Source organism: Streptomyces sp. NPDC036815 (assembly GCF_055609205.1).
The window spans coordinates 15,542-27,172 of sequence record NZ_JBVJPW010000040.1 but is presented as its reverse complement, the minus strand read 5'-3'; the positions used below and the strand labels follow the sequence as shown (position 1 = coordinate 27,172).

At 67.6% G+C, this 11,631-nt stretch carries 15 protein-coding genes and 1 pseudogene; 3 read left to right on the top strand and 13 right to left on the bottom strand.

Going from position 1 to position 11,631, the window contains the following annotated elements; all coding sequences use genetic code 11:
* The 11 genes and pseudogenes from ACZ69I_RS38660 to ACZ69I_RS38610 all read right to left on the bottom strand — a co-directional run.
* Positions 1-335, bottom strand: a pseudogene (locus tag ACZ69I_RS38660) (hypothetical protein); the annotation flags it as partial.
* Positions 302-628: a zinc finger domain-containing protein gene (locus ACZ69I_RS38655; RefSeq protein WP_470837189.1), complete on the bottom strand. Its 327-nt coding sequence runs from the start codon at positions 626-628 to the stop codon at positions 302-304. The pseudogene ACZ69I_RS38660 and the gene ACZ69I_RS38655, both read right to left, overlap by 34 nt.
* Positions 514-1,239 carry a P-loop NTPase family protein gene (locus ACZ69I_RS38650; RefSeq protein WP_470837191.1) on the bottom strand — a complete coding sequence of 242 codons (726 nt, stop codon included), beginning with the start codon at positions 1,237-1,239 and terminating at the stop codon, positions 514-516. Before ACZ69I_RS38650 ends, ACZ69I_RS38655 begins: the two co-directional genes overlap by 115 nt.
* A 197-nt stretch (positions 1,240-1,436) precedes the next feature.
* Positions 1,437-1,622, bottom strand: coding sequence for a hypothetical protein (locus ACZ69I_RS38645; RefSeq protein ID WP_470837188.1), 186 nt, complete (start codon positions 1,620-1,622; stop codon positions 1,437-1,439).
* Between the two features lie 318 nt (positions 1,623-1,940).
* Positions 1,941-2,189 (bottom strand): helix-turn-helix domain-containing protein, encoded by a 249-nt coding sequence (locus tag ACZ69I_RS38640; RefSeq protein ID WP_470837187.1) that lies wholly within the window; start codon positions 2,187-2,189, stop codon positions 1,941-1,943.
* The gene (locus tag ACZ69I_RS38635) at positions 2,189-2,815 is read right to left on the bottom strand and encodes a hypothetical protein (protein WP_470837185.1); all 627 of its coding nucleotides are present in this window, start codon (positions 2,813-2,815) and stop codon (positions 2,189-2,191) included. The genes ACZ69I_RS38640 and ACZ69I_RS38635 overlap by 1 nt, the downstream gene beginning before the upstream one ends.
* 276 nt (positions 2,816-3,091) lie before the next feature.
* Complete coding sequence (tgmC, locus tag ACZ69I_RS38630) at positions 3,092-4,234, bottom strand: ATP-grasp peptide maturase system methyltransferase (RefSeq protein ID WP_470837184.1); 1,143 nt, start codon at positions 4,232-4,234, stop codon at positions 3,092-3,094.
* Positions 4,224-5,195: an ATP-grasp ribosomal peptide maturase gene (gene tgmB, locus ACZ69I_RS38625; protein WP_470837182.1), complete on the bottom strand. Its 972-nt coding sequence runs from the start codon at positions 5,193-5,195 to the stop codon at positions 4,224-4,226. Before tgmB ends, tgmC begins: the two co-directional genes overlap by 11 nt.
* Positions 5,192-5,401: a putative ATP-grasp-modified RiPP gene (locus ACZ69I_RS38620; protein WP_467682966.1), complete on the bottom strand. Its 210-nt coding sequence runs from the start codon at positions 5,399-5,401 to the stop codon at positions 5,192-5,194. Before ACZ69I_RS38620 ends, tgmB begins: the two co-directional genes overlap by 4 nt.
* A 450-nt stretch (positions 5,402-5,851) precedes the next feature.
* Entirely contained in the window at positions 5,852-6,523 is a 672-nt protein-coding gene (locus ACZ69I_RS38615; RefSeq protein ID WP_470837180.1) for a phosphotransferase family protein, read from the bottom strand.
* Between the two features lie 253 nt (positions 6,524-6,776).
* Positions 6,777-7,376, bottom strand: coding sequence for a DUF4389 domain-containing protein (locus ACZ69I_RS38610; protein ID WP_467682964.1), 600 nt, complete (start codon positions 7,374-7,376; stop codon positions 6,777-6,779).
* 211 nt (positions 7,377-7,587) lie between these two features.
* Here ACZ69I_RS38610 and ACZ69I_RS38605 point away from each other — a divergent pair, with 211 nt between their 5' ends.
* From ACZ69I_RS38605 to ACZ69I_RS38595, 3 genes are all read left to right on the top strand, one after another.
* On the top strand, positions 7,588-7,818 hold the full coding sequence (locus ACZ69I_RS38605) for a TetR family transcriptional regulator (protein ID WP_470837178.1): 231 nt from the start codon (positions 7,588-7,590) through the stop codon (positions 7,816-7,818).
* Positions 7,819-7,827: 9 nt separating this feature from the next.
* The gene (locus ACZ69I_RS38600; protein ID WP_470837177.1) at positions 7,828-8,142 is read left to right on the top strand and encodes a TetR/AcrR family transcriptional regulator C-terminal domain-containing protein; all 315 of its coding nucleotides are present in this window, start codon (positions 7,828-7,830) and stop codon (positions 8,140-8,142) included.
* A 1,270-nt stretch (positions 8,143-9,412) separates the two neighbouring features.
* The gene (locus ACZ69I_RS38595; RefSeq protein ID WP_467682961.1) at positions 9,413-9,895 is read left to right on the top strand and encodes an STAS domain-containing protein; all 483 of its coding nucleotides are present in this window, start codon (positions 9,413-9,415) and stop codon (positions 9,893-9,895) included.
* Between the two features lie 925 nt (positions 9,896-10,820).
* Here ACZ69I_RS38595 and ACZ69I_RS38590 read toward each other — a convergent pair.
* Together ACZ69I_RS38590 and ACZ69I_RS38585 are read right to left on the bottom strand one after the other, a co-directional pair.
* Positions 10,821-11,171, bottom strand: a complete 351-nt coding sequence (locus tag ACZ69I_RS38590; protein ID WP_470837175.1) for a hypothetical protein — start codon at positions 11,169-11,171, stop codon at positions 10,821-10,823.
* Between the two features lie 89 nt (positions 11,172-11,260).
* Positions 11,261-11,548 (bottom strand): hypothetical protein, encoded by a 288-nt coding sequence (locus ACZ69I_RS38585; RefSeq protein WP_470837173.1) that lies wholly within the window; start codon positions 11,546-11,548, stop codon positions 11,261-11,263.
* Between the last annotated feature and the right edge of the window lie 83 nt (positions 11,549-11,631).

Genomic DNA, 11,631 nt, shown 5'->3' with positions numbered 1-11,631 from the left:
ACGTGGCACCCGGCCAGCAACGCACCGGAGACCGGGTCGTCTTCTCCATCAAACTCCCCTGATTTTCCACCGGGCCGCAGAACCCCACGGCCCGGCAGGGCGCGGCCGGCCGGACAGCCCTCGGCCCGTTCCTTCTCGATCGCCTTCATCCTGCGGACCATGTCGATCCGCGCGCGGATCATCGCGTCGGACAGGGCATCCGGACCGCCCTCGGGCCCGGCGTTCGCAGCCGGCAACGAGGCCACTTCGCTGGCGAGGACGGTGACCGGGCCGGACCTCCCCACCGGCCCGCGGACCTCGATCAGTTTGCGCGCGGCGAAGTCGATGCGGTCCATGGCCTCCTCACCCTGCAAAACAGCCCGAGCCGGTCACTGAGGACCATACGGACGATCACCACCCCGCCGGCCGGAGCGGTCTCCACGTTGAAGTCGGCGCGGGCCTTCTCCCTCTCCTCAAGCACGGCCGGAATCGTGAAGGTCCGCTGCTCCGGGATGAGACCCTCCTTCCGCCACTTCACGTACGCGATGGGGACGACGGCGTCACGGCGTGCACGGTGTTCGTTGGTCGGGCGGCCGCCCGCAGTACGGCAGGCCCGCCCCGCAGCAGCCTTACAGGTCGGGCACTCAATACGGCGCATCCTTGAGCGCACGAGATCCATCTCGGCATCGGAGCGGAGGTGCCATCGCCACTCACCACCCCACGGGATGCTCTGCGGTCCGTTTGGCCCCCCTGGGTCCGATGGTGTGTGCCGTCGTCGGTGCCGTGACGATGACCGTACCTGCGGTAGCGCCCCTCAGCGGTCGATTGGGGAATGCCGTCCAGGCCGCTCTCGGAGAGGATCTGTTGGACGGTGTCGTCCAGGGTACTGGCCGCGTCGATGATGGTCTCCAGGCCGTTGGGGAGCAGGTCTTTCTCTCGGTACCAGCCGCGTAGGTGGCCCTCGTTGACGTGCGCAAGGTACTGGGCATCTGGTTTCGTTGCGTGCCGGAGCACCTTCTCCGCGAAGGGCACGTAGAGGTGGTAGCACCGTGTGACGCCCTGGTGGGCGCGCACCAAGTCCTGGAGCATCGTGCCGTAGCGGTCGGCGTACAGGATGCCCTCCAGGACGATGTGAAAGTCGTTATCGAGGGCGTAGCGGGCGGTGAGGCCGATCAGGCCGATATTCGCGGCCCCGGGCCGGTCGCGTTCGCGCCCGGCGACGGCGAAGCTGTCGGGGTCGCTGCCTGGGGCGATCTCCACCGCGACGCTAAGGTGCTCACTGGCGGTGTCCGCGTAGGCGGCGCACCGCCCCCGGTGCACGCCGGGCAGTTCACGGGTGAGGCTCTCGGCTTGCCACTGGTGGTACGGGGCAACCAGCCGGGGCGCAGGGGTGGCGGTCCGTGAATCCCTGGCAGAACTCGGCGAGAGCGGATGGCAGGACAGCCGGGCCCGTTGGGTCAGATCTTGCCGAACAGTTCGACCTCGGTGACGTGGAAGGGGACCGTGATGAAGGACCAAACGCGCCCGTGGGAGGCCGTGTTCGCCGGGCCGGAGATCACCGCCGTGCCCAGTGACACCGCGCGCTTCGAGGAGAAGCCGCAAGAGAGCTCGGACCAGGGCCGGTTCACGTCTGCATCAAGCACCGATCACCTGGCGGCGAGGGCGAAGAGGAACTCCACCGCAGCAGCGGCCCCTTCCGCGGTACCTTCCAGCTGCCAGGCCCTGGCCTGATCATTGTGGACTGCCTCGTGCGCTGGTCGGTCACGCTGCAGTGATGAGCAGCGCGCGGCTCGCGTACGGGCCACTCGCCATCAAGGCGGCGTCGAGCCCGTGCCGACTGCCGGACCGCTTCGTCCAGGGTGCAGGGGCTGGACACGTCGATAGCCCGTTCCGGGACGGCACGGGACGCTCCGCCTTGATCGTGACCAATGGTCAAAGGGCCGTGACAGGACGGCGCTTGGTCATTGACGGTCACGGAGGGGTTGGTGGCTTAGCAGATCGCCCGGCTGGCAGTCCAGTACCTGGCAGATACGGGTGAGCGTGGTGAAACGGATGGCTTTGGCCCGGCCGTTTTTGAGGATGGAGAGGTTTGCGATGGTCACACCGACGCGGCCCGCCAGCTCGGTGAGAGTCATCCCTCGCTCCGTGAGGAGGCGATCGAGATCCACTTCGATCGCGTGGCCGTCCGGTGGCTGCTCGTCAACAACCATCAAATGGTGGCCTCGACGTCTTCGCGCATCACGACGCCTGCGCGCACGATCCGGGCGAAGGTGAACAGACCCAAGGCGGTGAGGAGGGGGAGGAAGGGGATGTCCCACGCATTGCCGAGGGCATCGGCCATGTCTTCCTTGACAAGCGTCGCCAACAGTTGGGTTTTGGCGATGGCCTGCGCGACTTCGGTGACGAGGCTGCCGGCGAGCAGCCACCAGCCGAGTCCGCGCAGCCGGGAGGCGGTCTGCGCGGTGTAGACCCCCTGCCGGGCCGCTCCCCTGAGCAGCCTGTTGAGCAGCAGCAGGCCGCCGCACATCAGGATGAACGACGGTAGGTCATGAAGGGCTTCCAGGGCGTGCTGACTGCGAGTTGGATCCGATGTGCAGTACCTCGGGGATGCTGCGACGTTGACCCCCTCACGTGCACCGAACATTGCATCGGTGTCGGATGAGCCGCCTGATATTCCGTCCGCAGTGAGGCACACATCGCCTCCGATGAAGGCGACATGGATACCGTCGACGAACAGGCTCAGGATGAAGCCCACCATTGCCAGGCCGAGCACCATGCGAAGCACCAATGACACCGCGCTGAAGAGAGGCTCGAGCAACTTGCGGTCATCGACCATGACTACCATCCTGTTATCGAAAAACGATGCTATCGAATAACGATACGTTTGATGCGTGCCGAAGACAATGGCGGACAAAGAGCTCGCTGCCCGACCGGCCCCCGCCCGACCGATGGAGCGAACCTCACCGTGTGCCGAGCAGCGCCGCGCAGCCCGCGATCGGGCGGCACGGCGCGGCACCGGGTGGGGGCGGCGACATCCGGCTGCTGAGGCTGGACTCGTTTCAGATCTCCGATCGGCTGCGGTCCTGGCGTCTGCCGGGGACCTGAGGCCCCGTTAGACGGGCAGGCGCCAGCGCGGGCCGTCCGGGGAGCCCAGCCAGACCGTCTGCTCCAAGGCGTTGTCCGACACCGTCATCCCGAAGTCCGTCAGCGCGGGTGCCCCAGCCTCCTGCCAGGCCTCCAGCGCCGCTTCTACCTGGTCCCACAGGCGCAGGGGCCCGTGCTGGTGCACCGTCGCACCGCTGGCGTCTGCTTCGGTCCATGCCTGCGAGCCGGTGGCCACGTCCCGCAGAACCACGCCGTCGCCCGTGGTCATCAGCTCTGCGGAAGGCGCGGCGAGTTGTGCGACGAAGCAACCAGCCCATTCCTGGAGTAGAGCGGGGTCCACGCGTGCGGGGCGAGTGTTGCCGTCGTGCCGCAGGAGGCCCGGGTGCGGTGGGCGCTCGTGCGGGCGGGCGAGCATGTAGGAGATGGGGTCGGCGGTGAAGCGGCCGTGAGCCGCGCCGGTGTCGTCGAGGGTGAGGCGGATGAGTCCGGAGGCGAGCATCCACCCGCTGATGGTGGTGGTGATGGACCCGCCGTCGGCGAGTTGCCACAGCCAGGACCGGGGGATGGAGCGGACAGCGCAGGTGGCGATGACCGCGTCGTAGTCGGCCTGTTCCTGGTGTCCTTGCAGGCCATCCCCGGCGACCAGTGTCGGCGCGTACCCGGCCTCTTTGAGGTGTGTGGCCGCGCGTGCGGCCATCGCGGTGTCGTACTCGATGCTCACGACCTGCTTCTCGCCGAGCCGGTGGCACAGGATGGCCGTGGAGTAGCCGGTGCCCGTGCCTACCTCCAACACCTTCTCGCCTCCTTGCAGGCCAGCCACTTGCAGCGTGCGTACGACGAGGGAGGGAAGGGTCGCCGACGAGGTGGGTGTGCCCGAGATGGGGCCCGTCGCGTCGGCCGCGTCCACGCCGTCGACCTGGGTCACATATGTTCGGTCGGCGTACACCAGGCGCAGCCACTCCTGCGCGCTGACATCTGCGCGGTGCACCGGCTCCCACCGGCTGTCTGCGGGCCGGTAGAGCGCGGTATCGAGGAACAGGTCACGGGGTACTGCCGCGACCGCGTCGCTCCACTGCGGGGTGAGCGTCGGGTTGCTGCCGCTGATCTCGGCGGCCAGGGCGCGGCGCAAGGGGGCGGTGTCAACGGTCACGGTGTTCTCCCGCGTACTGAAGCTGGTCGGCGACGGCGCAGACGAGTTGAGTGGTGATCGGTTCGGGGAACCACGCGAACTGCCCGTTCGGATTGCACTCGTACCACCATGCACGGTCGGCCGCGTCCAGGCCGAAGTCGAACGCGCCGAAGACCAGCCCGAAGGCGTCCAGGTAGGAGCGGACCCCCTTGGCCAGCTCGGGCGGGGTGTCGATGAGCGTGTAGGTGAGGGCGTCGTAGTGGCGGCGCCAGTCCGGTCCCGGCGCGCCGTCGATCCGCACGGTGAAGACCTTCTCCCCCACAGCCGTCACTCGCAGATCGGCTACCGAGGGCACCCGGTGCTGGAACAGATGCATGGTCTGGGCGATGCCCGCGGTGAGGTCTGCCGGGTCCACCTCGTCGACCCACACGGTCAGTGCCCGCCCCTGAGCATCGTGGTAGTCGGTGCTGCGCAGCGGCTTGTACACGACGGGTCCGTGTTCGCGGGCGAAGTCGCGCGCTGCGTCCGGCTCGTTGGTGAGCAGGGTCGGGGGGACTTCGAACCCGCACCGGGCGGCCACGGCCAGCTGGGCCGGTTTGTACTCGGCATCGCGGTTCCGCCATGGATGATTCACGTAGTGCGCGCCGGGCAGCGACGCCAGGAGGCCGCCCAGACCGAACCGGGCCTCTTCGACGGACCAGCGGGCGTCCTGCTCCTCCAAGCCCGCCGGGGCGGTGTACGGCCGGGGCCGGCGCCAGTACACCGACCGTACCCGGCCCAGCTCCGCGACCCGTGTCATCGTCCGCACATGCCCGCACAGCCCGGAGCCGTCCAGGCGGGCGTCGACGCCGATACTCTGCGGGAAGTCGGCCGGGTCGAGCCGGACGATCGGAACCCGGCGCCGGTTCAGCTCCTCGATCACCACATCGGCCGTCGCGTCATCCGTCCGGGAGACCACCAGGACCGGTGCAGGCGGCGTCAATCGGTATCCCCGTCCTGGTCAGAGCCCTGGTCAGGAGTGCCGTCCATGCTGGTCTTCGTCGTCGTCTCCTTCGACGTCTCGGAGCGCTTGTGCCGGTCCAGCGCAGGTGTCTCCAGCCCGTCGGGCCCCAACCACAGTCCTGTCTGGGACTCGGGGTCCAGAACCACCTCGACGGCCGGCAACACCACTTCAGGGAACGGCCTCATGCGCGTTACGCCCCACGGAGTCACGGTATGCCCGCTCATCTCCACCCTCCCGGTGTTCGTTCCGATGCTCAGTGTGGCGGCCCGCGAACTTGCACGGAAGAAGCCATCAGCCCGCGGACGACACCTGGCCTGCTGGGGGTAGAGAGTAGGCCCAGCGAGAGCCCGCGGCATGCCCTCGCCACTCCCGTGCCCACCGCCCAACTGGGGCTCGTTCCCGTTGGATTCGGGCTCTGGGCACCCGCGGGAACCGAGGTGTCCGCGCTCACCATGTGGGCCCGCGGCACGGCGCTCGATGTGTACGGCCGGTCCGTGGCCCTCATGATGTGGCTGCTCTGCAGCGCGTCCTGGCTGCGCTCCTTGCGTCAGCCTCGCTCGTCGTCGTGGCCCGTCATCTGCGGCAAGGCCCTTGGCGTCGGTTCCCGGTCCGTTGGTCCTTGTCCGCCGGTTTCGTCAGAGAATGTGCCAGCGCTCGCCTATGCCGTCGTTCCCAAGAGCGTCTACTCGGCGCAGTACTTCGTGGACACTGTCTGGGGCGTGATGCACTTTGCGTGCATTCGTGGTGATCATGCGCAATTCACGGAGGTCGCGCAGCGTCGGGTAGCCGGCCAGGGTGGTGACGTCGTACCCGTAGGCCGTGGCGAAGTCCTTGTATTGCTCCGGGGTGTAGCCGAAGCGTCGGCAGTGAACCTCGATGGCGACCAGGTCCCACTCCGGGTGGCCGTACGCCACGGTGCCCCAATCGCACAGCACTGCTTTGTCACTGTGGTGTAGGGCGTTGCGGTACTGCGGGTCGCCTTGCAAGGCTCCGGTCGGCAGGAAGAACTCCACTTCAGCGAGTTCAGCTTCGAGCCGGTCGACGCGTTCGGTGAGGAGGCGAAGAGTGGCTTGGGGCAGGGAGGTGATGGCGGCGATGGACTTGCGTATGGCGCGGACGTTGTCGTGTTCTGGCAGCTCGACGGGCGGTGTGGGCAGGTTGTGCAGGTGGAGGAGGGGCTTGGCGGCGACCAGCGCCAGAAAGCCAGTACAGCCCGACCGCGAGCCCGAACGTGAATCTGAAGGCGGGTGAGCCCGCGTTCTCGCCGACGAGCATGAGCCCGCGCCAAAGCCCGAACACGAGCACAAGCACGAGCGGCGACCTTCTCCGGCAGGTGTTCCAGCAGCGCGGCCGATGCCAGTGCGGCGCCGGCGAGTTGCCCGGTGAAGTCTCGGCGAGTTGGGTGACGCCATGGACGAGGCGGTTCTGGACTCGGGAGGGGGGTAGGCCGGCAACTAAAGTGGGAAAGAGATGGCCTTCGACCGCTGTGTGCCCCACGGACCCTGTCGCCGGACGCACAATAGACCTGCTGATCGTGGCGGTCGCCGGGGTCTGGCTGGGTCAGTCGGCCTGCAGGCTGAAGGGCGGGTAGCTGTCGGTGAGCAGGCCGACATAGGCCTGGACCCGGAGGTTGTAGCGGTAGACGCCTACTACGAAGTCACGGATACCCAGAGGGTATTCGCCGGTGATGAGCACGGCGAAGAAGCTCACGGTTACGGCGACCGTCGCTGCGATGCTCAGCAGGAACAGCACCAGGTAGTGCGGGAGGGCGAGCAGCCATTTGATCAGGGGCTGCCACCGCGACATCCGCTCGGGGTAGGCGAACGTGACGAGGGTGTTCGGGTCGAGGCCGTCGTCACCGGAGGCTAACTGGAAGTCGAAGGGCGGGTAGTCCATCCGCAGAAACAGCGCGTAACTCGCGACGCGCCATTCGTAGCGGAATGTCATGGCCATTGCGTCGAAGAGCGGACGCGGGATGTGCCGTGTGAACAGCACGGTGAAGAAGGCGATGAAGGTCAGGACCCCACGCAACAGGCTGAGCGCGTAGGCGATTATCAGTTGCGGGACCGCGAGGAGCCAGTGTACGAGCGGCCGCCAACGGGCGATGCGGCGTGTGCACCTGAGGCCGAGTTGTGTGGGGTAGGGAGCAGCCGGCGTCATGGTGCCCTCCTTGGACGGCACTGCACGGATGAGCGCGGCGGCTGCGCACCGCCGCATGCGTGACCCGCGGGCGACCTGCCGCCCTGAATGGGTCCTTCGCTCTGCGCTGCTCGGACACCATGATCGAACCCTTACAACGTAAGCTCAGCTTACTTTGCAAGTCGTACGCTTACGCCGTAAGCATGTCAAGGCGAAAGGCCGGAGGACGCCGATGAGCCACCCGGAGCCTGCAGCCCGGCCACCGCTGACCAGGGGGGGGACAGCCGTCGCCCTCGCCGACGCGAGCGGGATCGCTTCGCTCACCATGCGCAAGCTCGGTTTGGAACTCGGAGTCGAGGCCATGTCGTTGTATCGCCATGTGGCGAACAAGGTGGACCTGCTCGACGGCATGATCGACACCGTTTTCGCCGAGATCGATCTTCCAGCCGACGAGAGGGACTGACGGACGGCCATGCGCCGCCGGGCCGTCTCCGCCCGCACGGTCATGTCGCGCCACCCCTGGACGACGGGCCTCATGGAGTCGCGGGCCACCCCCGGGACCTCACGCCACCACGACGGCGTGATCGCGACGCTTCTGGGGGCAGGCTTCTCGGCTGAGATGACCACGCACGTGGTGTCCGTCCTGGACAGCTACGTATACGGGTTCTCACTCCAGGAGACGACCGCTGAACACCTCCTTCAGCCGAACTACGACCGCGACAACGAATTCCTGTACGGGCTCGATCTGATCCTCGATGGCCTTGAGCGGGCCCGCCACGGAGCCTGATCCCGCCGTCTACCGACACGGCCGGGCGAGTGAGGCTGGCCGCCCGGGGCCGACGGCACGGCCGAGCCAGGGCGCCATCAGACCAGAAACTGGTCATGGCTGCATTCGGGATCGGGCACAGCGGGCATGGTCAAGAAGCCACCTACTGAAGGGACCCCTGTGGTCCGGGGTTCGAGGCCTAGGCAGGCCGATGAGGCCGGATCGGGGCGCGCCGATCCCTGACGGCGCCCCCCCGAGTGTGAGAATGCGGAGCTCCCCCCTCGCATTCTCACGCGGCTCCCCCTGTGGTTGGGGAGCCGGGAGGCTCCCCAACCTGCCGGGGTGCGGAGGCTGGAGCCGTGCAGTCGGTGGTGCGGCTCCAGCCGGGCCTCTGTGTGGTTCCGACTCGGGGGCTGGGAGCCTGACAGGATCACGCGGGCAGTGACAGCGCAGTGATTCTTTGGTCTGCAGCCAGGATATGGCCTGCCGGGCGACCGCAGTAGGGAGCGTTCGAACGCCCTCGCAGAGGGGTCAGACGGCTGGGCCAGCCGTACTGTTTTCCTATCTCAGAGCCCATCTTTGAACCCCTGTTGATCTCATACACGCGCCACGCCAGATTGAGGCGTTGCCGCTCACGAGCCCGGAATGATCATGGCTCCGTCGTGCTTGCCGCCCTGGCACATCTCAGGCCCGTAGCTTCCCAGCGGGCCGGGCACCACACGGCCTCCTCCTTCAAAGCACGCATCCCCAGAGACGGCGGGACCGTCGCTGGGCGCCGCCTGGACGACACCCGCGAGTCCGAATGCTGATCCCATTACCATCACCAGTGCTGCTGCAACCTGCGCAGATCGACGCATGAACGCCCCCTCCCTCAACCAGGACAGCCCGGACGGCCGCCACACCAGGGAGGCTGTCACCGGCAGCAGATGTGCGCTGGAGCCCCTCCGCGCGTGCCATGTGGACCACCCGATCGGTCCAGGTCTCCGATAAGCCTCCGCAGGCCTCTGTCAGGCTTGCGCTCTCCACATCCGGAGCTCATGAGTACCGGCCGCGGCACACGGACCAGACCAACAGGGGTTCATAGACGGGCTCTCAACCGTAAAGAGCCTCGAACAACTGACCGGCAATAACTTCCGAAGGGCACCACTCACACGAGTGCATCGTCGCGCGCATGGACGTTTCTGCATCATCCACCGTGCCTACTGTGGCTGGGCGTTGCCCCAGCCCCTGGTGACGGTCCGTCGGCCGCAACACTCCCCCCTCATGGGGGGTCTCACTTCAGGAACAGCCAATGGGCACAAGCAACCGAGACATGGGCGCGGTCCCGCGTGGCGATCATCCGCAGCCGTCCCGCCTTCCGGAGCCGTGTCGGCACGCGCGCAGCTTCCTTGAAAACGGGGTCACCGTGGTCGAGCTCTGCGGAGCGATCGACGTGAGCAATGCCCACGATGTCCGCGTGCACACCGACGCCGCCACCGCATCGCAGTACGCCCGCGTGGTCGTGGACCTGCGGCCGGTGACTTTTCTCGACTGTTCCACCCTCTCCCTGCTCTGCCAGGCGCGACGCAGGGTCCTTGAACGAGATGGCCAACTCGCGCTGGTGTGTATCCAACCCTGGCACCTTCGGATCTTCACAGCCACGGGCCTCAACACACTCTTCACGCCCTGTGCCACCGTCCAGGAAGCCCTCAACTGTGTACGGCAAACACCGGGCACCCCTCATCCCCATGCCGAGAGAAAGACAGGCTCCCGCCGCGGCGACAGCGACAGCTGAGTAGGTGCTTCTCTTCGTAGTCGCCCTTCGGTGGCAGTCACCTGGCTGTCGCTCGGCGTTGCCGGTTCAACGCTGATGCAGGCGGGTCCGGGCGAAGCCGCTGATGAGAACGGGAATGCCAAGAGGCGGAAGGGCGGGCGTTGTGCGTCCCTGGCGTAGAGGAAATGCGCTGTCCCGGCCCGTTCTGCCCCCTGCTGAGGGAGGAGGGTAGGAGGTAGGACGTTCCGGCCGCGTCGAGCTCCTCTCCGTAGCCGGTGCAGTCCGACCGTGGGTGTCGGCGTCGCGGGAATGCGCCGGCACCCACGGCATGTGCACGGGCCACGGGTGTGGGCGCGGACCACGTCCGTTTGCCGGTCTTGACCTGCTGCGCTCGGCCGCGGAAGGGGCTGACCGCAGCACCGACGCAGCATCTCGTGAACTGGAAAGCTCGACTGCCGTGCCGGAATTCGAGGCCGGGCCGGACTGTAACGGGGTGAATCCGCTGCCGGGATAGGGCATCCCGCGAACAGAAGACAGCGGAGGTGGGACGCTTTTTGTGCCCGGCCGCCGCTGAGGTGCGGCGGCGGCCGGGTGCGCGAGGCACCGAGGCTCCCCCTCGGTCGGCCCTCGCACGAGATGCCCGCCAAGGGCACCGGTTCGCCATCCTGCAACGGCCAGGCCATCGTTCAGCTTCACACGCAGCTCGGTGAGGGACGGGTTGTCACTGTGGCCGTTTCCCTGGCCCTGCATTCGATCCCCCCATGCAGCCGTGTTCGTCTGTGTTCATCTTCCTCCGGAGAACACTGAGCGGTTTCCAACCTCACGCTGAGGTGTGGTGAAGGGCGAGGACGAAGATGGGCTTCACCACTTCCTCGGCCCGGCGGTAGGAGAGCCGGGCCCGGCCGGTCTCCGGGCATACGTCGAGCGTCGGCGTTTCGGCCGGGGCTTAGCGGTCGGTGCGGAACAGCGGGCCGCGGGTGCGGCGGGCCATGGGGCGGGGCAGGAGCTGGGCTCTGCCGGACTGCCAGTGAATCCACTCGGTCACCCCGCCCTTGGCGGTGATCTTCCCCCGCTTGTCCTGCGGGTACAGGTCTTCCACGTTCAGGCACAGCACCTCATCGGCCCGCGCGGCGGGCGCGTAGAGCATCTTCCACTGCGTCTTCTCCCGCAGCGCGACATCCAGGCGCCATAGCGCGGCGATCTGGGTCTCCCCAGGGCCTTGGTGCGGTCCGGCGGTGCCGACCGCTGCTCGATGCCGATCGTGGAATCGCCTTCGACCCAGCCCTGGCGCTGCCATCAGCCGAACACCTCGCGGCGATGGACAGCTCCCGGTTGACGGTGTCGGCGTCCATCTCGTCCGCCCGCCGCCGCCAGTTCGGCCAGCACCTACGGGAGCACCGGGGCGTCGCTCGCGGTGACGGGGAAGAGGGGCGGCTTCGCGCCCCGGCGGGCGGGCCCGGTCGGCGCCGGTTCATCGGCGAGCATCCACGCCCACGTCGCCAGCGAGATCCGGTAGATCAGCGCGGAGGACTTAGCGATGTCCATGCCGGTGAGGTACCGCTCGGCCGCCGCGGTGTACGACGCAGGAGGGGCGGACATGGGCACGACGCGGGGGCGCGGCGACCGCAACGTGCCCGGCGACCGCAACGCGCCCCCGCCACCGAGTTCGGTCACCGGTTCGATCGTCCCGCCCGTCCCGCCCTTCCGGCACTGCCGCAGTAAATCCGGCATTTACCGCGGTGTAGCCTCCAGCCGTC

Coding starts and splice junctions, on each gene's coding strand:
- ACZ69I_RS38605 (WP_470837178.1), top strand. CDS start 7,588: ATGAGCCACCCGGAGCCTGCAGCCCGGCCACCGCTGACCAGGGGGGGG.
- ACZ69I_RS38600 (WP_470837177.1), top strand. CDS start 7,828: ATGCGCCGCCGGGCCGTCTCCGCCCGCACGGTCATGTCGCGCCACCCC.
- ACZ69I_RS38590 (WP_470837175.1), bottom strand. CDS start 11,171: ATGGCAGCGCCAGGGCTGGGTCGAAGGCGATTCCACGATCGGCATCGA.
- ACZ69I_RS38610 (WP_467682964.1), bottom strand. CDS start 7,376: ATGACGCCGGCTGCTCCCTACCCCACACAACTCGGCCTCAGGTGCACA.
- ACZ69I_RS38635 (WP_470837185.1), bottom strand. CDS start 2,815: ATGGTCGATGACCGCAAGTTGCTCGAGCCTCTCTTCAGCGCGGTGTCA.
- ACZ69I_RS38620 (WP_467682966.1), bottom strand. CDS start 5,401: ATGAGGCCGTTCCCTGAAGTGGTGTTGCCGGCCGTCGAGGTGGTTCTG.
- ACZ69I_RS38640 (WP_470837187.1), bottom strand. CDS start 2,189: ATGGTTGTTGACGAGCAGCCACCGGACGGCCACGCGATCGAAGTGGAT.
- ACZ69I_RS38595 (WP_467682961.1), top strand. CDS start 9,413: ATGGGCACAAGCAACCGAGACATGGGCGCGGTCCCGCGTGGCGATCAT.